This is a genomic window from Aquifex sp., from assembly GCF_056494385.1.
This window is the reverse complement of the sequence record NZ_JBSLZM010000001.1, coordinates 1-18,527: the sequence shown is the minus strand read 5'-3', so window position 1 is coordinate 18,527 and position 18,527 is coordinate 1. Positions and strand designations below refer to the sequence as shown.

Here is an 18,527-nt window from a genome sequence, read left to right as displayed (position 1 = left end):
TCAAAGCTTGTATACGGCGAATGGCAGTTAATATGATAAAATTTATATTTATAGTATATGAGCAAGTACTTCCAGGAGGTTTAACTCTTGCACGCCTTGAAAATATTGGTAGCCGGTCATTTCGGGGCCGGTAAGACTACATTTGTAAAAACCGCTTCAGAAGGCAAAGTCCTTATAACCGAAAAGAAAGTTTTTCATCCTGAGGAAAGAAAGGAAAAAGCTACCACCACTACAGCTATGGACTTTTGTAACGTTAGGTTGGAAGATGAGCATCTTTCCCTATTTGCAATACCGGGGCAGAAACGTTTTGAGTTTATGTGGAAGATACTCGCTAAAAACACAAAGGGGTATATTTTCCTTTTTGACTCCACAAACCCTAAAAGATGGAAGGAAACATTAGAACAGGTTGATATGTTCATGAGTGCTCAGCCGGCACCCTATATCTTTGTTGCAAATAAGCAAGATGTTCCCGAAGCAAAGAGCATAAAACAAATTAGGGAATTTTTAAATATCCCTTATTCTGTAAAGTTGCTTCCATGCATAGCTAAGGATAAGGACACGGTTATGAGTGTTCTTTCCGTTCTTCTTGAACAGATAAAGACAAGGGGGGGCAGATATGAGTATACTCGATAGGGAGAAGGAGATAAGGGAGTTTTTAAAAAGCATCGTAAAAGAACATAACCTTAATGGGATTTTACTCGTTGACGTAGAAGGTTTACCTCTCGTTTCTTACGTTGACGAAAATATAGACGAAGATACTGTGTCCGCTTCGTCCGCTGCCATAGTTTCCGCCACCTTGATTGTTGCAAACGATACACGTAAAAGGGGAGTTAACGAGATTATGATTGATACGGAAGATGGATACCTGGTTTTTACTCCTATAAAAGACGAGTATATTCTTACAGTTTTAACCCCGCCCGGTGCGAAGCTCGGAATAATAAGACTGATAACCAGCAAGATAGAAGAATTCATAGAGAGTATACTTGGAGAAAAGGAGGGTAAAAAGTGATGGCAAGTGATAAAGTAGAACAGAGTCTGAAGGAACTTGAAAATAAAAGAAAGAACGGGGAGATAGGAAGCGTAGAGTTTTACAAGGGCCTCCTCGATATACTTGAGCTTATAAAAAAGGAATTGGAAGCGGAGAATATAGATGAGAATCTTGCAAAGAAACAAACCCCCTTTTTACTTACTTTTATAAAAAACCAGATAAAGGTGTTTAGAAACAGGGGGAATTAATTATCGGTTAAAATACTTTCCAACGGTAGACGGGGAAAGTTCTTTAGAAGCTTTCCCCTCTCATCAAATATAAGCGTTGCGGGGAGAAATATGAGTTTAGCCTGTTCCGTAAGCTTCCCTTTGGGGTCCGAAAGCATAGGGTATTTCGGTTTAATCTTTTCCTTATCAAGGAAAGCTTTTATATCGGTTGGTGTCATAAAGACTGCAACCGAAACAACCTTATACTTTCTTGATAGCTTGTCGTAAACTTTGTTTAAGGTTTTCAGGTTCTCCGTATGTCCCACACAAGTCCCGCTCCAAACGTATATGAGTAGCTTCTTATCCTCCCTTCTAATCTTTACGGGTTTCCCCGAGAGGTCTAAAAAACTTATGTCGTAAATCGTCTCCACCGAGCAGGAAATAACGATTAGAAAGAGAAAAAAGAGATATCTCATCAACGGTGCATGTGGTGCATCTTTACAACGGGAACTTCAAGTTCTATCTCTCCGCTTTTCTTAAAAATGAGCTTAACCTTCACCTTATCCCCGCTTTTAATCGTTTTTTTCAATCCTATCAGCATTACGTGGTATCCGTGGTGCTTAAACTCTACCTTTGAATGGGGAGGTATGACTACCGAATGCTGGTGAACCATTTTCGCGACGTTGTTTTCCATCACTGTTTTGTGTAGTTCTACCTTTTTGGCTATATCGGTTTCTACCTTGAGAAGTTCGTCTGCTTCGTCTCCTTGATTTTCAATCACCATTCCCATCATGGTTGTGTTGGGTCCCGGAGGGGGTTCCATTATCCAGGAGTGTTTAACTAAAATCTTCGGAGCGGAAAAACCGAAGGCTATTAAAATAAAGAAAAATGCAAAAAACCTTTTCATAATACTTAAATATTCTAAAATACTTTTACCTTAGAAAGGAGGTGAAGCTATATGGAGCACCAAAGTCCGGTAGGAGCATTGATTTTCCAGATAATATTTCTACTCGCTATATTCCTTATGTTTTACTTTCTGATAATAAGACCCCAGAAAAAGGAAAGGGAGAGGCACAGAAAGTTTCTTGAGAGTCTGAAAAAAGGAGACAGAGTTATAACATCATCGGGTATATGGGGAACGGTTGTAGATATAGGAGAGCGAACGATAACACTGAAGGTTGATGCAAATACAAAGATAACCTTCTCAAAAGAGGCAATTGTTGCTTACCAACCCGACTATAAGAAGAAGGAAGAGGGGAAGAAGGATTAAGAGAATACTTTATAAACAACCGTTCCGACAAACCACGCTAAGACAAAGCTATAGAGTAGAAACATAGTTGCTTTTCCGTATCCTATCTCCCTTCCCATTGTTGCGTAAGTTCCGAGACACGAGGTGTATATGAGTATGAAAACCATAAACGACAGTGCGGCTGCGGGCGTGAAGCTGTTTTTTATCAACTCCTTGAGGCTGCCCTCCTCCTCTTCCACTTCCAGAGCAAGGAGTTTAAAAGTAAAAACGGCCTTTATACCATCTCCAAAAGCTTGAATAAGTCCCTTAACTTGTTTTATCAGTTCTTCTTTAAAGTTAATAGTCTTTTCCTCAGGGTTTTCTTCCGTGCTTGAGTATATAACACCCATAGAACTTATCACTATCTCCCTTGCGAGAAATGCGGGGATTAAGGAGGTTGTAGCTCTCCAGTCCTGTATACCCATAGGTTCAAATACGGGAACTAAGGCCTTACCTATATATCCCGCAAGGCTGTCTTTTGGGTTGTTTACACCCGGGGGAAGGTTTAAAAGGGACCAAACAAGAATAGAAGCTCCGAATATGAGCGTTCCCGCTCTATAGATAAAGTCCTTTGTGTGAAGCCAAGATATGTTTAAAAGGGTGCTGAAAGAAGGAAGTCTGTAAGGGGGAAGTTCTATCACGAAATGAAGAGCCTCCCCTCTGAAAAGGGTTTTCCTCAGAAGAAAAGCGGTAAATAGGGCTACAACTAAGCCTAAAATGTAAAGGAATGTTATAACGAGTGCAGCGTTTTGGGGAAAGAAGATAAGTGTAAAAAAGGAAAACACCACGAGACGAGCAGGACAGCTTATGAAAGGTATCATTGCTATTACTATTAGCTTCTCTCTCCAAGACTCCATAGTTCTTGTTGCGACTATTGCCGGAACGTTGCACCCGAGTGCTAAGATTAGAGGAATTACGCTTTTCCCGTGGAGTCCGAACCTGTGGAGAACCTTGTCCATAAGGAAGGCAACCCTCGGTATGTATCCCGACATCTCAAGGAAGGTTATGAGAAGGTATAAAACGAATATGAGAGGAACAAAAGTTAGGACAAAGCCTACCCCACCTATAACCGCTTCGGAGAAAAACCTGCTCAGCCATTCGGGAGCACCGAAGGAGTTAAAGAGGTTAAGGAACAACGGATTTAAGAAATCGTTAAAAAAGCCATCCACCCAGTCTATAAGGGGACTTGAGAAGTCAAAGGCAACCTTAAAGAGCATAAAGATAATGAAAATAAAGGCGAAAATACCTAAAACAGGATGGAGAAGGATTGTGTCAAGCAAGTCCGTTAGGTTTCTCGTTAAAGCCTCTTTTTCTCTCACAACCTCCTCGTAGATTCCGTGAACGTATCCGTATCTTTCTTCTTCAAGAACTTCCTTAAAGCTCTTTTTATACTTTTCTTCAAACTCCTTCAGGAGTTCCCCATCCTTCATAAGGAGCTTTATAAGTTCGTGCTTTGTGAAAGGTTCAGCTTTTAAGTTCTTATACTTTTCCGCAACCCGCCTTAAAAACTCTTCTATCTCGGTGGAATACTCAAGTCTGGGTATCTCTTTTTTTTCGTAAACCTCAACTATAGCCTCAAGGAGTTTATCAACACCTACTTTCTTTTTCCCTATCGTTTTAATTGCTCTTACTCCCAAAAGTTCCTCAAGTTTCTTTTCGTCTATCTCTATTCCGAGCTTTTGTGCTTCGTCGTAAAGGTTAAGTGCGAGAACCGTCGGTTTTTCAAACTCAAGGAGTTGAACCGTAAGTAAAAGATTTCTTTCAAAGTTTGTTGAGTCTATAACGTCAAGAATTACATCAACTTCTCCCTTTTCCAGAAAATTAACCGCTATCTGTTCATCTTCGGAGACCGGCTCAAGGGTGTATATACCAGGAAGGTCAACAAAGTGTATTCTGTAATCTCCGTAATTCACGAAAGCTTCCTTTTTTTCAACGGTAACGCCCGGCCAGTTTCCCACCTTCAAGGAGGTTCCCGCTATAGCGTTAAGAATAGTGGTTTTCCCTACATTTGGGTTTCCCGCAACCGCAACCTTTATAACCTTAGAACTCATAGTGTAGTCTCACCCCCAGGACGTAAGCGTTCCTGACATCGTCAATATACTGAATGTCAAAGGTTACGTGAAAAGAAAAAGGAAGGTCATACTTATAGTAAAACTCTCCAACCGAAACACTCTTTTTCCGTTTTCCCTTCCTGAAAGCCCCTCCCAAGCCAACAGTGTGTTTCCCGAGGGAGTAAGCAAATCCCGAACTTGCGAAGTATTCATAACTGTTTTCAGAGTTCTTCCCGAGTCTCAAGAATAGGCCGAGGTTTTTTAACGTGTAATCCCCTGTGATACCAATACCGCTTATGTTTTCGTAGGGTGCGTAAAAGTAATGTGCCGAGAAGTGAACATTTTCCTTGTTTATCTCACCTTGAACTAAGTAAACACTTTCCGTGTCGGGCTTTCCCTCGGATGCTCCGAGTGAGAACTTAAAAGCTTTATAATTGAGACTTAGTATCATTCCCAAGTTATAAGAGGGTAATAAACTCAGAGGGTTATTTACGAGGTCGGTATTCATAAACTGGGAAAGCTCATCATTAGCGTAGTTAGATGTATCAAAAGTTCCCGTTGTGTCTATAAGTCCCGCTGTTAGTTCAAGATACTTCTCTTTATAGCTCAAGCCGAGTTCGAATAAGTACTTTCTTCCCGTTCCATCTACATTTTTCGTTTGTCTCTCAAGGTCGTCCGCTGAAGGAAGCGAAGAAAAACCTTTTTCTTCAAAAACGTCGTTTACTCCGTTTCCCAAGGAAACCGAAAGGTTTGTAAAAAACTTTATCTTTGTGTTGTTAAGCTCAAAAACTAAGTGGTTGGCCGAGTAAGCTCCTCCGCCGAGATTAGAACTCTGGTAAACGGTTGTTGAAAATAGGTGAAATTTACGTCTAATATCCTCAAGTATATGTTCCTGTAGTGGTTTTTCAAGGGGAACAGGCATTAAGCTGATTCCCTCTTTATCCTTGAAAGTAGATTTCTATCAAGGACTATCCTTGAGTTGTCAAGCTTTAAAAGGTAAACCCTTCCGTTCTTCATAAGAACCTTTACCCTCTTTCCCTTCCTGAGTCCCATTGATTTAAGTTTTGAAACTATAGGATCTTCTTCGTTTTCAAATCCGAGAATTACAAACTCCGTTCCTTCCTTTAGCTCTTTTAGGCTTTCCATGGTTTCCTCCTTTGAAATTAGGATACAATCTCAAAACCAATTTGTCAAGTAAAAAAATAGTGCGGGTGGCGGGAGTCGAACCCGCACGCCCTTGCGGGCACCGGATCCTGAGTCCGGCGCGTCTGCCAGTTCCGCCACACCCGCTATTAATAAAATTTTAATATGAACCCTTTTGATACCTACTACAAACGCTACGACGAGTGGTACGAAAAGCCCTTCGGAAAGAGTGCCTATGAACTTGAAGTAGAGTGTTTAAGAAGACTTATAAAGGGGAAAGGAACCTTTCTTGAAGTAGGTGTGGGAACAGGAAGGTTTGCCCAAAGGCTCGGAATAGAATTCGGCATAGATACCTCTTTTAACATGCTGAAAGTAGCAAGAAAAAGAGGGATAAAGGTAAGCCTCGCAAGGGGTGAGGATATACCCTTTAAGTCTGAAACCTTTGACGGGGTCTTCATAATAGTAACCCTTTGTTTTGTGGAAAATCCCGAAAGAGTTATTGAGGAAAGCCATAGGGTTCTAAAAAAGGAAGGTAATCTATACCTGGGACTCGTTCTATCGGAAAGTTCTTGGGCAAGATTTTACAGGGAAAAGGCAAAGCAGGGACATCCACTCTATAAACATGCGAGGTTTTACTCCTTTTTTGAGATAAAAGAATTTACAAAAAATTTATTTTCTTTTGAGGAAATGAGAAGCACCGTTATAGAAGAACCGCAGGATACAAAACCTGTAAAAAGCAAGGAGATTTTACCGGGTTTTTTTGAAAATGCAGGCTTTACCTGTATAAAATTAAAGAAAAAAGCGTAAAAGAAGGAAGGCGTGCAGGGGCTGTATCAGAAAGTAAAGCCTATTTCCGCGGATATAGTAGTCTTGTTATCTTCTCCGTTTATAACTTTCTTATCCGTGTTAAGGTAAGCGTACTCAACTCTCACAAAGGTGTTCGGAGAAGGTCTGTATGTTGGTGTTACTGTTACACTCCAGCCGTTGTTGTCTTCTTCACTTCCACTGTAGATACCGCTCGTCCCCTCGTCAAAATATTCAAGCCTTATGGGAATACTCAGTTCACCCACTCGGGTTTCAAACTTGGGAATAAAGTAGAGAGCTACACCCCACGCGTTGTTGTCCTTACCGGGCTGTTTTGCGCTATCATCAAGCCACTGCCAGTCAAAGTTAAGGCCGAGGTCTACGTTGGATATCGCGTATCCGAGAACAAGGTCAACGAGGTTTTTATTAGCTCGGTAGTCGTAGTAATTTAACGCAAAACTAACACCGGAAAACTCTCCGTTTACTCCTAAAGCGTAATTATCCGTATTGAATTCTTGGTTATACTCAGCGTAAAAACCGAGGGGAATATTTACCAGCTCTTTAAGGTCAAAGTTTAGCCTTATTCCCTCATATATAACCGGCTGGGCATACCAGATAGTTCCGAGTGTTATGTTCGGATTGACATATGTGCTTGCAACTTCATACCCGATGTTTGTAGGAAGAACTCCTGCATCAACGGAAATTCCCTTGAAGGGCCGGAAGCTCGCATATCCCCACACAAGCCCGAATCCAGATGTATTAAGATAACCATCTGTGAAACTATAACTAACTGGGTCATTCTGACCTCCATCCCACAGTGTGGGGACAAGAACTGTTCCTAGAGCTAAGTCAAAGCTAAGTTTTATCTTATTTCCAAACGCTCCGTTTAATTGAAGTATTCCGTTTGAAAGCTGTATCTTGTCATCTTCATCACTGCTCGTTCTTGTGTTATTAGTCCAGAAATACGCTCCCGAAGCCCCGCCGTAGAGTTTTATGGGAACCGAAGATACTACATTAAACTTTTTATCCTCTCCAAAAGAGGGTGTAGAAACAGCAAAAAGGGAAAGAAGCATGATATACCTTTTCATAACGCTACCTCCTTTAAATGTCGTAGGCTTTCTCACCGTGTTGTGTTGAGTCAATACCTTCAATCTCTTCGTCCTCGGATACCCTGAGACCTACTACAGCTTTTATTACGAGGAGTATTATAGCGGTTAAAATTCCTGAGTAAACAAGGGTTGCTATAACACCTTTTATCTGAACTATAACCTGCCCGGGGTTTCCGTAAAGCAGTCCTGCGGAACCGCCTACGTTTGGGTCCGCAAACACACCGGTAAGTATTGCCCCCACTATTCCCGCAACGCCGTGAATACCGAAAACGTCAAGGGCATCGTCGTATCCAAATTTAGGTTTAAGACCCGCAACTGCAAAGTAGGCAAGTAGAGAAGCTATAGCACCTATGAATATATCCCCGATTATGTTTACATATCCGGCCGCAGGTGTTATCGCAACAAGCCCTGCAATTATTCCCGAGGATATACCAACAACTGTAGGTTTTCCTGCGTGAAGCCATTCAACAATCATCCAAACTAGTGCTGCCGTTGAGGTTGCCACCGTCGTGTTCAGCATAGCCCATGCTGCCGTCTCGTTTGCGGCAAGTGCGGAACCGGCGTTAAATCCGAACCAACCGAACCAAAGTATACCCGCACCTAAAGCAACGAGTGGAACGTTGTTAGGAATGAGTGATGTATCCTTTCTCCTTCCGAGGATTAAAGCACCCACAAGGCCGGCTATACCTGCGTTTATATGAACAACCGTTCCGCCGGCGAAGTCAAGGGCTCCGTCATTTGCGAGAAAACCTCCTCCCCAAACCCAGTGAGCTACAGGGGGATAAACGATAATGCTCCAAAGAACTGCAAAAAGCAGCCACGCGGAAAACTTCATCCTTCCTACGTATGAACCGCTTATAAGGGCGGTCGTTATAGCTGCAAAAGTGAGTTGGAACATAACATCAAGAAGCGCAGGGTATCCCGCATCGTTTAAACCGCTTATTCCCTTAGCAAAGATATACTGAAAGGGATTTCCCATAAAGCCGGCTATATCGTCCCCATAGGCTATAGAGTAGCCTATGATTGCCCACGTAAGCGTAACTACCGCAAAAGCACTGAAGGACATAGCTATTGTGTTGAGAATACTTTTGGTTTTATCAAGTCCTCCGTAGAAAAGTGCAAGTCCGGGAACGGTCATAAATACAACGAGTGCGGAAGCTATGAGCATCCAGGCGGTGTTCCCGGTATCAAGTTTTCCCTCACCTGCAAAGGCCGGGATACTTACTAAAAGAGGTATACTAATACCTAATAAACCTGGTCCCCTCATTTTACGTCCTCCTTTTTTTCTTTTTTTCAAAAATGTTTAAAAAAGAAAGAGGAAAAACACCCCTTAAAAATTAGATATCCCAGTAGAGTTCAAACTCCTTGGGGTGAGGTATAAACCTGAGCTCTTCTATTTCAGCTCTTTTAGCTTCTATCCAGAGCTGAAGGAACTCCTCGGTAAATACGTTTCCTTTGAGCAGGAACTCGTAGTCGTTTTCAAGTGCCTTTAATGCTTCTTCAAGGGAGCCGGGTAGCTGGGGTATTCCTTCAAGCTCCTCGGGAGGTAAGGAGTATATGTCCTTATCAAAGGGTTCTCCGGGGTCTATTTCGTTCTCAATACCATCTATTGCAGCCATAAGTATTGCTGCAAATGCAAGGTAGGGGTTTGATGTAGCGTCGGGGAATCTTACCTCAATTCTCTTGGCTTTGGGATTTTGGGAATACATGGGTATTCTTATAGCTGCGGACCTGTTCCTTGCGGAGTATGCAAGCCTTACGGGTGCCTCGTAGCCGGGAACCAGCCTGTGGTAGGAGTTTACCGTGGGGTTCGTGAATGCCGCTATTGCAGGACCGTGTTTGAGAATTCCTCCGATTGCGTAAAGTGCCGTCTTTGAAAGTCCTGCGTATTCGCTTCCGGCAAAGAGGTTTTCGCCGTTCTTCCATATGGAGAAGTGGGTATGCATTCCGGAACCGTTGTCATCGGGAAGAACCTTAGCCATGAAGGTTGCATACTTTCCGTGTTTTGCGGCAACCATCCTAACTACGTACTTGTAAAGGAAGAGTTTATCAGCCTGATTTACTAAGGAGTCATACCTTATGTCTATCTCTCCTTGTCCAGCGGTTGCAACCTCGTGGTGGTGAAGCTCAACGATTATACCGAGGTCGGACATTATAGAGACCATCTCGTTCCTGAGTTGCATCATCTTATCAACGGGCGGCGCGGGGAAATATCCTCTTTTGTGGGGTATCTTATATCCCGTTGAGGGAACTTCCCTGTTCCACCATCCCTCTTCAGAGTCAACCCTCCAGAAAGCGTAATTAGCACCTGTTCCGAACTCAACCGAGTCAAATATAAAGAACTCGGCCTCGGGACCAAAATATGCAGTATCACCTATTCCCGTCTGTTTGAGATACTGCTCTGCCTTCTGAGCTATGTATCTTGTATCCCTTCCGTATCTCTCCCCGGTGACGGGATCGTAGATATCACATATCATAACGAGCGTCTTGGGTTCTATGAATGGGTCTATGAATGCGGTGTTGGGGTCGGGTTTTACAAGCATGTCAGATTCGTTTATGGATTGCCATCCCCTTATAGAAGAACCGTCAAATCCCCTTCCGTTCTCAAAGGTTTCCTTTGAAATCTCGTAAGCGGGAATGGTAAGGTGTTGCCACTGACCAAAGGGGTCGGAAAATCTCAGGTCGACATACCGTACGCCTTCCTTCTGAATGAGGTCAAGAACCTCTTCAGGTGTGTACTTGGGCATATTACACCTCCTTTAATGGAATTTTTAAATAGCTTGCTCACCTCTCTCACCGGTCCTAATCCTGATTACGTCCTCAACGGGAATTATGAAAATCTTTCCGTCCCCTACCCTTCCCGTTTGAGCGGTCTTCATTATAGTTTCAACCACCTTTTCAACGTCTTCGTCCTTTACAACGACCTCAATCTTCACCTTGGGAAGGAAGTCAATTACGTATTCAGTTCCCCTGTAAATTTCTGTGTGGCCCTTCTGCTGGCCGAAACCCTTTACCTCAGTTACGGTCATACCGCCTATACCTATCTCAACGAGTGCATCTTTAACCTCGTCAAGCTTAAAAGGTTTGATTATCGCCTCTATCTTTTTCATATCACCTCCTCCTAAGACTATTATGCAAGAAGTGTGCCGAAAATTTATCCCCTTTTCTTTAAGGTTTTTTTACAAAATTTTACATTTTTGTAAACATGTTAACAATTCAACTCTCGGGGTTTAAAAATTTTATCGGTTTAAAATGTTTCTTTATGGAAAGGCCTTACGTGATAATCGTTTCGGAAGTAAGTGTTGACGGAAAGCTTACCCTATACAGGGGTGCCTCTTCTAAGGAACTTATGAGTCTTATGGATGAAGAAGCCTACAAGTATCTCCACGAGATAAGGGCAAAGGTTGACGGGATAATGGTAGGGTGCGAAACCGTAAGAACGGACAATCCGAGTCTTACCGTAAGATACGCAAAGGGAAAGAACCCCGTAAGGGTTATACCTTGCTCTACAGCAAACGTTCCCATAGACGCTAACGTCTTAAACGTGGAAGAAGCTAAGACGATAATAGCCACTACACAGAGGGCTCCTAAGGAGAAAATTGAAAAACTGAAAGAAAAAGGTGTTGAGGTTATAGTTGCGGGAGATGAGCTCGTTGACTTTGACCTTCTCCTTCCCGAACTTTACAGAAGGGGAATAAGGTCCCTAATGGTTGAGGGAGGAGCTTCAATAAACTGGGAGTTCGTAAGAAGGGGATACGTTGACGAGATTAGACTTATACACCTTCCCGTTATAGTTGGAGGGGAAAACGTTCCAACACTCGTAGGCGGGGAAGGATTTAAAAAGCTTAAGAATTTATTACATTTAAGATTAAGGAGCCACTTCGTAAGAGGTAAACAGCTCATAACCGAGTGGGAAGTCATCAACAAATCCTGAAGGAGGTGAAAGATGGAAGAAAAGGAAGTTAAAAAGGAGGAAGGAAAAGAACTTGAGAAGGAGCTTGAAGAATTAAAGAAAAGGGAAAAAGAGCTTGAAGAAAAAGTAAAAAAACTTGAAAACGTTGCAAAAAACTCAAACCTTAGAGTTGCAGAACTCCAAAAGGAAATAGAGTATCTAAAGGAAAGATACAGGAGGGACCTGGAAGAACAAAGGAAGTATTGTTACGAAAAGTTTGCTTATGACCTTCTTGAGGTTATGGATAACTTTGAGAGAGCCCTTGAGTTTGCGAGGAAGTCTCAGGACATTAAGTCCCTTGTTCTCGGTATAGAGATGGTTTACTCCGAGATGAAGAAGATATTTGAGCAATACGGGATAAAGGAGATACAGATAGAGGGTAAGGAGTTTGACCCATACGTTGCAGAAGCCGTTGATAGGGTAGAAACAAAGGACTTCCCGCCGAACACAGTTGTTAGGGTAGTAAGAAAGGGATACTTCATACACGACAAGGTTCTTAGACCCGCAAGAGTGGCAGTTGCCGTTCCTCCGGAGGAGGAAAAGGAGGAGAGGGAGGAGATAACCTGAAGGACACCTTGAGGAGGTTAAGTTATGGAGATAAAATTTAAGGATTTTTATAGAAAGACAGCTCCTTTTATAGATGAAACCCTTGAAGATTTACTGGAAAAGCAGGTAAACGAATGGATAAAGCTCAACAGGGTTAAGGTTATAAACGTTGAAACAATATGGCAAAGAAATGCACACGTCTCCGCGGGCATAAGGGTGTGGTATATAGTCGGTGATGAAGAATGAAAAGAAGAGCGGGGATATTTATAGATGGGACGAATTTATACTTCATTCAAAAGAATTTTTTAAACGCAAAGATAGACATAATAAAGTTCATAGACTACTTTAAAAAGGACTACGATATATACAACGTGTTTTTTTACCTTGCTTACAAGGAGGAGGACGAGAAACAGGAAAAGTTCTTAAAACTTCTTGCCTTCAGCGGTATTACCGTGGTAAAGAAACCCGTAAAACAACTTAAGGACGGTACCCTAAAGGGAGACTTGGACGTTGATATAGCGATAGATATGCTTCTCACGAAGGATAACTACGATACCGCTATTCTCTGTTCGGGAGACAGTGACTTTGAAAGACTGGTTTACACCTTAAGAAATTTTGGTAAGGAAATTATATGCGTCTCAACAAAAGAGAGCTCTTCCCTTGAACTCGTAAACGCGGCGGACAGGTACATAGACCTAAAGGATATACTACCCTTTATCCGCCTGGAGTAATTTCTTCTGGAGTCTCTTTATCTTATACATTCTTTCGTCCGCTACCCTTAAAAGCTGGTCTAAGCCTTTTCCGTCTACGGGGTAACATGCACTTCCTATAGAGACAGAGATTTCTACGTCTTTATAGGTGAACTTAAGGGAGGTATGGAGTCTCTCAACAAGCTTTAAAATGGTATCGGGTCCCGCATCCGTAACTATTATGAACTCGTCTCCACCGTATCTTATTACAAAGTCCTCCTTCCTCACGTTCTCTTTTATGGCCTGTGCAATTTCCCTAAGAAGCTTATCTCCCTCCGTGTGGCCGTATCTATCGTTTACATGCTTGAAGTTGTTTAGGTCAAGAAAAAGTATACAAAACGGCTTTCTGACCTTCTTATATTTCTCAATTTCAAACCTGAAGACCTCCTCCAGATACTTTCTGTTGTGGATTCCCGTTAGGGGGTCTATGTAGGCTTTACTTTCAAGCTTTCTTATGAGCCTTACGAGTTTTAAATTTTCAAAGAACGTGTATGCTAAGAAAACTATACCTGCAGTTCCGAGTGCGTATGTGTATAAACTGGGCAGTTTACCTTCCAGTTGAAAGGAGGTAAATAGTAGTAAAAAAGATACAGAGTAAAGAGAAGCCAGATACTTAACGAGAATATCTTTTACTATGAGCATCAATCCCGTGTACACTATCGCAAACAACAGTATTACGTACTTATCAACGCTAATCGCATAACCCTCCCGTATAAAATTTTAATTCATGAGTATAAAAACACTTTGGCTTGTGAGAAAGCTCGGGGATTTTTCCTCGGACTACCTTAACAGCGGGGATGTTGTGGTTCTTATTCAAGACGGCGTTCTGAGGTATCCTTCAAGGGAAGGTTGGTATGTATGTAAGGAAGATGCAGAGGCGAGAGGGCTGAAGTTTAAGGAAGAAGTTATGAAAAGCTACGAGGATATAGTTAAAATGATTGAAGAAGCAGAAAAGGTTATTATCTGGTGAGATGAGAGCAGTTATCCAGAGGGTAAAGAGTAGCAGAGTCCTTGTAGATGGAAAGGTAGTAGGTGAGATAGGGAAAGGGCTGAACATACTTCTCGGCGTAGGAAAAGGGGATACCGAGGAGGACATAAGAAAACTCGTTGATAAGGTTCTAAACCTCAGGATATTTGAGAACGAAGAGGGAAAGTTTCACTACTCTGTTCTGGACATTAAGGGGGAGCTTCTTGTAGTGTCCCAGTTTACCCTTTACGCAAACGTGAAGAAGGGAAGAAGGCCAAGTTTTGAAGAGGCGGAAAAACCCCAGAGGGCTAAGGAGCTGTATGAGAAAACAGTAGAAGAGTTTAAAAAAAGCGGTCTCAGAGTTGAGACGGGTGTATTCGGGGCTATGATGGACGTTTTTATTGAAAACTGGGGACCCGTAACTATTATTCTGGATACCAAAAACTTATAGGAGGGAGGTCATGAATTTATTTGAGTATAAGCTGAGTGTTGTAAGGGATATTATGGATAGGTATTACCTCTCTAAGGAACGTAGGAACACCGTTGAGCTTGCAAAGGGAAGCGTAATCCAGGCTCCTCCGAGGAAGTTAAAACTATTTAACAGAGAGGCAAAGTTTACGAGGCACGTTATATTTATCGTTGACCTTGAGAATATTCTTGATAGAATGGAAGAACCTTACAGAACCATAATAAAGAAGCGTTACTACGAGGCTTCTCTTGACACGGTGAAGAGGGATTTTAACCTCCAAAACAAGAGGGATGCATACCATCTCGTAAAAAAGGCTGTAAATAAGTTCTACGAACTCCTTGAAAATTACTGGATGTCTAATAGATGACCTTTATTTCAGAGAAATCTCCCTTCTTCTCAACAATTATTTTTTGGGAGAACCTTTCCGCAAGGTCGGGAATATGGGATATAATTCCTATCATCTTATTTACGTTTGTCTTTATAGCTTCAAGTATCTCCCCCACCCTTTCCCTTGTGTCTTCGTCAAGGCTTCCGAACCCTTCGTCTATAAACAGGCTCTCAAGGTGGGCGTTTCCTGAAAGTATATCGCTAACACCGAAGGCTAAAGAGAGACTTGCAAGGAACGTTTCCCCACCGCTTAAACTGTTTATGGGCCGCAACTGGTTCGTAGTAGTGTCTCTAACAGTTATGTTTTTCTTCTCATCCAGCTCAAAGAAGTAGGTTCCTGTCAGCTTGTAAAAGTATTCGCTTGCCCTGTCTATCACTTTCGCAAGCATAATATCGGTTACGTATTTCTGAAACCTATCCGCCCTGAAATCGTTCCTTATAATACCGTAAACCCTGAGTTTCTCCTCTATGGCTTTCAACTCTTTTGTTATTTCCTGCTTTCTCTTTATCCTTTCCCTCACATGCTGGAGCTCCATTTCAAGTTCCCCTATAGCCTTTGTTAGTTCTTCTATCTCCTTTTTCACCCTTAGGTATATCTCCTCCGCCTCTTTTAGCCCTTTTGTGTCCTCGTAGTTCTTTAACTTTTCCTTCAGCTCCTTTTCCTTATAGCTCAGGTTTCTCAGGTTATCCTCAAACTCCTTTATCGTCTCCTCAACCTCTTTTTCTTTCTCTCCTAAGTAAAGGCTTAAGATATCCGAGGGGGATTTTGCAACGTCGTAAATTTCCGCCAGTTTCTCAAGCTTTTCCCTCTTTTCTTTCTCCAGCGTTTCTATGGTTTCCTTCAGTTCGGTGAGTTCTCCCTCAAGCTTTGACCTCTTCAGGGATACCTCTTCAAGCTTCTTTCTAAGGACTTTTTCCTTTTCCTCGGTATCTTTTACATACTTCTTAATAGCTTCAAGTTCCTCTTTAATTAACCTTTCACACTCGCTCACGTCTTCACACTCAAGAAGGGAAAGGTAATCCTTCAGCTTCTCTTCCCTTTCTTTTAAACTCTTGTTAATGTAATTGAGTTTCTCGCGAAGGTTGATAAACTCCCTGTAGGCATTCTCCCTTTCGTTTATACGCTCCTCAAGAGCTTTTCTGTATTTCTCAAGCTTCCTTTCAAGCTCTTCCTTTACCCTCTTTAAAGACTCGAGCCTCTTTATCTCTTCTTTTAGATTAAATGGAAGCTCCCTTTTCAGCTCCTTGAGTTCTTCCTCAAGCCTTCTTATTTCCTGTGAGAGATTGTCAAGCTTCTCCTTAAGGAGGGCGGTTATCTTATCAAGTTCCCTTTCCTCCTTCCGGAGCTTTTCAACGTAAGTGCTGAGTTCGTTCACTTCGTAAAAGTCCATGGAAGGGGCGTGTTTACTTCTGTAAACACCACCGCATACGGGACATTTATCCCCTTCAGAAAGGTAGGATGCAACCATATGGGCGTGGTAAAGTATTTCCTTTTCTTTAAGCTCCTCTTCCTTCTCTTTAAGCTTTTCCCTTAATTTTTTCAGTTCCGATAAGGCATATCTGTATTTTTCCTCTAAGTTTTCCCTTTCCTCTCTCCTGAGCTTCAGTTCTCTTTCCTTTTTTCTTACCTCTTCAAGAAGTCTTTCTTTTGCCTTTAGTTCGGTGTATTTATCTTCTGAAAACTCGTCCTTAATCTTATTAAGTTCTTCTTCGGTTTCCTCTATTATTTTTTTTCCTTTATCAACCCTCCTTTTGAGCTCCTCATACTTCTGTTCCGCTACCTTTAGAGCATCGCCTGTAGTTTTTAATTCCTTTTTCAGTTTATCAACTTCCCTTAAAAGCTCTTTTACTTCCTGTATCTTACTCAGTTTTATCTCAAGTTCCTTTTCCCTCTCTAAATACTCCTTCACCTTTTCCTTTCTCGCTTCCAGTTCCGCCTCTTTCTTTTTTAAAAGGTTAAGTTCCTCGGTTAACGCCTTTACCTCCTTTATAAGCTTTTCCTTTTTCAGTCTCAGCTCCGTAAGTTTCAGGTCTATCTCGTCCACTCTTTTGGCAACGGGAACGTAGGGTGCCACCCTCCTTGATAAGTTTAGTTTTTCTTTCAGTCTATCAACTTCAGCTTTTTTTTCCTCAAGAGAGTTTAACTTCTCCTCAATTTCTAATAGCTCCTTCTCAATCTCGTATTTTTCCTTAGCCTTTTGGTATTCTTCCCGTGCCTTTTCCTCTTCATCTTTTAGTTCTTCAAGCCTTTTCCTGCTTCTTGAGAGTTCTTCCTTTATCCTTTCTTCTTTATTTTCATCGTAATCCTTTAGGGTTATAAGCTCCCCTTTAAGTGTTTCCCTTATTCCCTCAAGCTTTCTGTATTCCTCCCCGGCAAGCTGGGCTATTTTCTCAAGCTCCTCAAGTCCTAAAAGGTTTACGAGAATCTTTTTCCTTTCTGAAGAGTCCTTAAGGAAGGAGTCAAAGGCTCCCTGGGGAAGGAGTATAACCTTTGTAAAGGTCTTGTAATCAAGACCTGCTATCTGAGAAAGCCACTTTTCGGTCGCGTCCCTTCCCTTAAGGTTCAGTCTCCTTCCTTCTTCGTAAACTCTTACCTGGGAATCTTCGGGAAAGGCTCTGTAGAAACGCTCAACTCTGTATTTCTTCCCCTTTATTGAGAAGTCAAGGGAGACCTTTAGCTCTTTCTCACCCCTTGAGAGGACGTGCTTCGTAGCTACACTGCTTCCGTATCTCGGAACCTTACCGTAAAGAGCGTAGGTTATTGCGTCTACTATGCTCGTCTTACCCGCTCCGGTCTTTCCCTGTATTACGAAAAAGGAAAGGTTTGAGAAGTCTATCACCTGGGGTTTTCTGTAAACGGTGAAGCCTTTTAACTCAAGTCTGAGGGGTCTCATTTCAGACTCTCATCTATCCAGTTAAGGTAGTCAGGGTTTCCCGCAACTATCGGAAGTGCTATAATCTCGGGAACGGTATACGGGTGAACTTCCTTTACCTTTGATACAAGTTCTCCGAACTTCTCCGCAGAAGTCTTTACTACAAGCAGTGCCTCTTTATCCTTTTCTATATTTCCCTTCCACCAGTAAACGGAGCTCACTTCGGGGACAACATTAACACAAGCACCGAGCTTGTTCTCAACTATGAAGTTAGCAATCTCTTTTCCTTTATCAACGGGTGTGGTAATAAAAACGACGTAGTATCCGTTCATATAGTTTAATTTTAGTATGACAAGGGTATGTGTAGCACTTGACGTTCCTTGGGAAAGAGCCATAAAGATTGTAAGGGATTTATACGACTTCTTTGAGAACTACCCATTAATAGTGAAAATAGGACATAAGATATACCTTGAAAGGGGAGGAGATGCGGTAAGGGAACTAAAAGAAGAGTTCCCTTATGAAGTGTTCCTTGACCTGAAACTTCACGATATTCCTTCTGTTGTAGGTATCGCTGTTGAGGAGATAAGCAATCTCGGTGCGGACTACACAACGCTTCATCTCCTCGGCGGGGAGCGTATGGTCGGGGAGGCGGTAAAGAAAAAGGGAGATACGAAGATTTTAGGAGTTAGCCTTCTTACCTCTCACGACGAGGGCTACCTCGGTTTTTTAAGAACCTCTTTCGGAGATATAAAGGAGTTCGTTCTTCACCTTGCAAAGATGGGACTTGATAAGGGAATAGACGGAGTGGTCTGTTCCGGGGAGGAAGTAGAGTTTCTCAAGAAAAATCTCGACAGGGAATTCATAGCGATTGTTCCGGGAATAAGGATAAAGAAAAAGAAAGATGATCAGAGTAGGGTTCTCACCCCTGCGGAGGCAAAGAAACGAGGTGCTGACATAATCGTTATAGGAAGAGAGATTACTGAGAGTAAGAACCC

25 protein-coding genes and 1 tRNA gene are annotated in these 18,527 nt (G+C 42.1%); 13 read left to right on the top strand and 13 right to left on the bottom strand.

What is annotated here, in order from left to right; genetic code table 11:
- Window positions 1-87: 87 nt before the first annotated feature.
- From ACWB1W_RS00130 to ACWB1W_RS00120, 3 genes are read left to right on the top strand one after another with little or no spacing between them, the layout of a single operon-like run.
- Window positions 88-633: a GTP-binding protein gene (locus ACWB1W_RS00130; protein WP_479369363.1), complete on the top strand. Its 546-nt coding sequence runs from the start codon at window positions 88-90 to the stop codon at window positions 631-633.
- Window positions 617-1,009, top strand: a complete 393-nt coding sequence (locus ACWB1W_RS00125) for a roadblock/LC7 domain-containing protein (RefSeq protein ID WP_479369362.1) — start codon at window positions 617-619, stop codon at window positions 1,007-1,009. The genes ACWB1W_RS00130 and ACWB1W_RS00125 overlap by 17 nt, the downstream gene beginning before the upstream one ends.
- Complete coding sequence (locus ACWB1W_RS00120; protein WP_479369361.1) at window positions 1,009-1,236, top strand: hypothetical protein; 228 nt, start codon at window positions 1,009-1,011, stop codon at window positions 1,234-1,236. Before ACWB1W_RS00125 ends, ACWB1W_RS00120 begins: the two co-directional genes overlap by 1 nt.
- Here the strand turns inward: ACWB1W_RS00120 and ACWB1W_RS00115 are convergent.
- Together ACWB1W_RS00115 and ACWB1W_RS00110 are read right to left on the bottom strand one after the other, a co-directional pair.
- Complete coding sequence (locus tag ACWB1W_RS00115) at window positions 1,233-1,670, bottom strand: peroxiredoxin family protein (protein ID WP_479369360.1); 438 nt, start codon at window positions 1,668-1,670, stop codon at window positions 1,233-1,235. The two genes, ACWB1W_RS00120 and ACWB1W_RS00115, sit on opposite strands and share 4 nt — an antisense overlap.
- Window positions 1,670-2,101, bottom strand: a complete 432-nt coding sequence (locus tag ACWB1W_RS00110) for a copper chaperone PCu(A)C (RefSeq protein WP_479369359.1) — start codon at window positions 2,099-2,101, stop codon at window positions 1,670-1,672. Before ACWB1W_RS00110 ends, ACWB1W_RS00115 begins: the two co-directional genes overlap by 1 nt.
- A gap of 51 nt (window positions 2,102-2,152) precedes the next feature.
- On the opposite strand from ACWB1W_RS00110, the gene yajC reads away from it, so the two are divergent.
- Window positions 2,153-2,464, top strand: a complete 312-nt coding sequence (gene yajC / locus ACWB1W_RS00105; protein WP_479369358.1) for a preprotein translocase subunit YajC — start codon at window positions 2,153-2,155, stop codon at window positions 2,462-2,464.
- On the opposite strand, the gene feoB is transcribed toward yajC, so the two are convergent.
- The 4 genes from feoB to ACWB1W_RS00085 all read right to left on the bottom strand — a co-directional run bounded on the left by feoB (window position 2,461) and on the right by ACWB1W_RS00085 (window position 5,823).
- Window positions 2,461-4,533, bottom strand: a complete 2,073-nt coding sequence (gene feoB / locus ACWB1W_RS00100; protein WP_479369357.1) for a ferrous iron transport protein B — start codon at window positions 4,531-4,533, stop codon at window positions 2,461-2,463. The two genes, yajC and feoB, sit on opposite strands and share 4 nt — an antisense overlap.
- Window positions 4,523-5,455, bottom strand: a complete 933-nt coding sequence (locus ACWB1W_RS00095; protein WP_479369356.1) for a hypothetical protein — start codon at window positions 5,453-5,455, stop codon at window positions 4,523-4,525. The genes feoB and ACWB1W_RS00095 overlap by 11 nt, the downstream gene beginning before the upstream one ends.
- The gene (locus ACWB1W_RS00090; RefSeq protein ID WP_479369355.1) at window positions 5,455-5,679 is read right to left on the bottom strand and encodes a FeoA family protein; all 225 of its coding nucleotides are present in this window, start codon (window positions 5,677-5,679) and stop codon (window positions 5,455-5,457) included. The genes ACWB1W_RS00095 and ACWB1W_RS00090 overlap by 1 nt, the downstream gene beginning before the upstream one ends.
- Before the next feature lie 60 nt (window positions 5,680-5,739).
- Window positions 5,740-5,823: transfer RNA gene (locus ACWB1W_RS00085), tRNA-Leu, on the bottom strand.
- Between the two features lie 18 nt (window positions 5,824-5,841).
- On the opposite strand from ACWB1W_RS00085, the gene ACWB1W_RS00080 reads away from it, so the two are divergent.
- Window positions 5,842-6,483, top strand: a complete 642-nt coding sequence (locus tag ACWB1W_RS00080) for a class I SAM-dependent methyltransferase (RefSeq protein WP_479369354.1) — start codon at window positions 5,842-5,844, stop codon at window positions 6,481-6,483.
- 26 nt (window positions 6,484-6,509) lie between these two features.
- Here ACWB1W_RS00080 and ACWB1W_RS00075 read toward each other — a convergent pair whose 3' ends face one another.
- The 4 genes from ACWB1W_RS00075 to glnB all read right to left on the bottom strand — a co-directional run bounded on the left by ACWB1W_RS00075 (window position 6,510) and on the right by glnB (window position 10,699).
- Window positions 6,510-7,568, bottom strand: a complete 1,059-nt coding sequence (locus ACWB1W_RS00075) for an outer membrane beta-barrel protein (RefSeq protein WP_479369353.1) — start codon at window positions 7,566-7,568, stop codon at window positions 6,510-6,512.
- Window positions 7,569-7,581: 13 nt separating this feature from the next.
- Entirely contained in the window at window positions 7,582-8,856 is a 1,275-nt protein-coding gene (locus tag ACWB1W_RS00070; RefSeq protein ID WP_479369352.1) for an ammonium transporter, read from the bottom strand.
- Between the two features lie 70 nt (window positions 8,857-8,926).
- On the bottom strand, window positions 8,927-10,336 hold the full coding sequence (gene glnA / locus ACWB1W_RS00065; RefSeq protein WP_479369351.1) for a glutamine synthetase GlnA: 1,410 nt from the start codon (window positions 10,334-10,336) through the stop codon (window positions 8,927-8,929).
- 24 nt (window positions 10,337-10,360) lie between these two features.
- Window positions 10,361-10,699 (bottom strand): nitrogen regulator P-II GlnB, encoded by a 339-nt coding sequence (glnB, locus tag ACWB1W_RS00060; RefSeq protein ID WP_459774911.1) that lies wholly within the window; start codon window positions 10,697-10,699, stop codon window positions 10,361-10,363.
- A 152-nt stretch (window positions 10,700-10,851) separates the two neighbouring features.
- On the opposite strand from glnB, the gene ACWB1W_RS00055 reads away from it, so the two are divergent.
- Genes ACWB1W_RS00055 through ACWB1W_RS00040 form a run of 4 tightly spaced genes read left to right on the top strand, consistent with a single transcriptional unit; the run spans window position 10,852 to window position 12,818 of the window.
- Window positions 10,852-11,523, top strand: a complete 672-nt coding sequence (locus ACWB1W_RS00055; RefSeq protein ID WP_479369350.1) for a 2,5-diamino-6-(ribosylamino)-4(3H)-pyrimidinone 5'-phosphate reductase — start codon at window positions 10,852-10,854, stop codon at window positions 11,521-11,523.
- A gap of 12 nt (window positions 11,524-11,535) precedes the next feature.
- Window positions 11,536-12,108 carry a nucleotide exchange factor GrpE gene (locus ACWB1W_RS00050; RefSeq protein ID WP_479369349.1) on the top strand — a complete coding sequence of 191 codons (573 nt, stop codon included), beginning with the start codon at window positions 11,536-11,538 and terminating at the stop codon, window positions 12,106-12,108.
- Window positions 12,109-12,132: 24 nt separating this feature from the next.
- The gene (locus ACWB1W_RS00045) at window positions 12,133-12,333 is read left to right on the top strand and encodes a hypothetical protein (protein WP_461831746.1); all 201 of its coding nucleotides are present in this window, start codon (window positions 12,133-12,135) and stop codon (window positions 12,331-12,333) included.
- The gene (locus ACWB1W_RS00040; RefSeq protein WP_479369348.1) at window positions 12,330-12,818 is read left to right on the top strand and encodes a LabA-like NYN domain-containing protein; all 489 of its coding nucleotides are present in this window, start codon (window positions 12,330-12,332) and stop codon (window positions 12,816-12,818) included. Before ACWB1W_RS00045 ends, ACWB1W_RS00040 begins: the two co-directional genes overlap by 4 nt.
- Here the strand turns inward: ACWB1W_RS00040 and ACWB1W_RS00035 are convergent.
- Window positions 12,795-13,505, bottom strand: coding sequence for a GGDEF domain-containing protein (locus ACWB1W_RS00035; RefSeq protein WP_479369347.1), 711 nt, complete (start codon window positions 13,503-13,505; stop codon window positions 12,795-12,797). The genes ACWB1W_RS00040 and ACWB1W_RS00035 overlap by 24 nt on opposite strands.
- Before the next feature lie 58 nt (window positions 13,506-13,563).
- On the opposite strand from ACWB1W_RS00035, the gene ACWB1W_RS00030 reads away from it, so the two are divergent.
- The 3 genes from ACWB1W_RS00030 to ACWB1W_RS00020 are packed head-to-tail and all read left to right on the top strand — an operon-like array spanning window position 13,564 to window position 14,639.
- Window positions 13,564-13,806 (top strand): sulfurtransferase TusB, encoded by a 243-nt coding sequence (locus tag ACWB1W_RS00030; RefSeq protein WP_479369346.1) that lies wholly within the window; start codon window positions 13,564-13,566, stop codon window positions 13,804-13,806.
- A gap of 1 nt (window position 13,807) precedes the next feature.
- Complete coding sequence (gene dtd / locus ACWB1W_RS00025; RefSeq protein WP_479369345.1) at window positions 13,808-14,254, top strand: D-aminoacyl-tRNA deacylase; 447 nt, start codon at window positions 13,808-13,810, stop codon at window positions 14,252-14,254.
- Between the two features lie 10 nt (window positions 14,255-14,264).
- The gene (locus ACWB1W_RS00020) at window positions 14,265-14,639 is read left to right on the top strand and encodes a hypothetical protein (protein ID WP_479369344.1); all 375 of its coding nucleotides are present in this window, start codon (window positions 14,265-14,267) and stop codon (window positions 14,637-14,639) included.
- Here the strand turns inward: ACWB1W_RS00020 and sbcC are convergent.
- Together sbcC and cutA are read right to left on the bottom strand one after the other, a co-directional pair.
- The gene (gene sbcC, locus ACWB1W_RS00015; RefSeq protein ID WP_479369343.1) at window positions 14,629-17,553 is read right to left on the bottom strand and encodes an exonuclease subunit SbcC; all 2,925 of its coding nucleotides are present in this window, start codon (window positions 17,551-17,553) and stop codon (window positions 14,629-14,631) included. The two genes, ACWB1W_RS00020 and sbcC, sit on opposite strands and share 11 nt — an antisense overlap.
- Window positions 17,550-17,864, bottom strand: coding sequence for a divalent-cation tolerance protein CutA (cutA, locus tag ACWB1W_RS00010; RefSeq protein ID WP_479369342.1), 315 nt, complete (start codon window positions 17,862-17,864; stop codon window positions 17,550-17,552). Before cutA ends, sbcC begins: the two co-directional genes overlap by 4 nt.
- Window positions 17,865-17,880: 16 nt before the next feature.
- On the opposite strand from cutA, the gene pyrF reads away from it, so the two are divergent.
- Window positions 17,881-18,527: orotidine-5'-phosphate decarboxylase (gene pyrF, locus ACWB1W_RS00005; RefSeq protein ID WP_479369341.1), on the top strand; the 647-nt coding region annotated here is incomplete at its 3' end.

Coding starts and splice junctions, on each gene's coding strand:
- ACWB1W_RS00125 (WP_479369362.1), top strand. CDS start 617: ATGAGTATACTCGATAGGGAGAAGGAGATAAGGGAGTTTTTAAAAAGC.
- ACWB1W_RS00120 (WP_479369361.1), top strand. CDS start 1,009: ATGGCAAGTGATAAAGTAGAACAGAGTCTGAAGGAACTTGAAAATAAA.
- ACWB1W_RS00115 (WP_479369360.1), bottom strand. CDS start 1,670: ATGAGATATCTCTTTTTTCTCTTTCTAATCGTTATTTCCTGCTCGGTG.
- ACWB1W_RS00110 (WP_479369359.1), bottom strand. CDS start 2,101: ATGAAAAGGTTTTTTGCATTTTTCTTTATTTTAATAGCCTTCGGTTTT.
- yajC (WP_479369358.1), top strand. CDS start 2,153: ATGGAGCACCAAAGTCCGGTAGGAGCATTGATTTTCCAGATAATATTT.
- feoB (WP_479369357.1), bottom strand. CDS start 4,533: ATGAGTTCTAAGGTTATAAAGGTTGCGGTTGCGGGAAACCCAAATGTA.
- ACWB1W_RS00095 (WP_479369356.1), bottom strand. CDS start 5,455: ATGCCTGTTCCCCTTGAAAAACCACTACAGGAACATATACTTGAGGAT.
- ACWB1W_RS00090 (WP_479369355.1), bottom strand. CDS start 5,679: ATGGAAAGCCTAAAAGAGCTAAAGGAAGGAACGGAGTTTGTAATTCTC.
- ACWB1W_RS00080 (WP_479369354.1), top strand. CDS start 5,842: ATGAACCCTTTTGATACCTACTACAAACGCTACGACGAGTGGTACGAA.
- ACWB1W_RS00075 (WP_479369353.1), bottom strand. CDS start 7,568: ATGAAAAGGTATATCATGCTTCTTTCCCTTTTTGCTGTTTCTACACCC.
- ACWB1W_RS00070 (WP_479369352.1), bottom strand. CDS start 8,856: ATGAGGGGACCAGGTTTATTAGGTATTAGTATACCTCTTTTAGTAAGT.
- glnA (WP_479369351.1), bottom strand. CDS start 10,336: ATGCCCAAGTACACACCTGAAGAGGTTCTTGACCTCATTCAGAAGGAA.
- glnB (WP_459774911.1), bottom strand. CDS start 10,699: ATGAAAAAGATAGAGGCGATAATCAAACCTTTTAAGCTTGACGAGGTT.
- ACWB1W_RS00055 (WP_479369350.1), top strand. CDS start 10,852: ATGGAAAGGCCTTACGTGATAATCGTTTCGGAAGTAAGTGTTGACGGA.
- ACWB1W_RS00050 (WP_479369349.1), top strand. CDS start 11,536: ATGGAAGAAAAGGAAGTTAAAAAGGAGGAAGGAAAAGAACTTGAGAAG.
- ACWB1W_RS00045 (WP_461831746.1), top strand. CDS start 12,133: ATGGAGATAAAATTTAAGGATTTTTATAGAAAGACAGCTCCTTTTATA.
- ACWB1W_RS00040 (WP_479369348.1), top strand. CDS start 12,330: ATGAAAAGAAGAGCGGGGATATTTATAGATGGGACGAATTTATACTTC.
- ACWB1W_RS00030 (WP_479369346.1), top strand. CDS start 13,564: ATGAGTATAAAAACACTTTGGCTTGTGAGAAAGCTCGGGGATTTTTCC.
- dtd (WP_479369345.1), top strand. CDS start 13,808: ATGAGAGCAGTTATCCAGAGGGTAAAGAGTAGCAGAGTCCTTGTAGAT.
- ACWB1W_RS00020 (WP_479369344.1), top strand. CDS start 14,265: ATGAATTTATTTGAGTATAAGCTGAGTGTTGTAAGGGATATTATGGAT.
- sbcC (WP_479369343.1), bottom strand. CDS start 17,553: ATGAGACCCCTCAGACTTGAGTTAAAAGGCTTCACCGTTTACAGAAAA.
- cutA (WP_479369342.1), bottom strand. CDS start 17,864: ATGAACGGATACTACGTCGTTTTTATTACCACACCCGTTGATAAAGGA.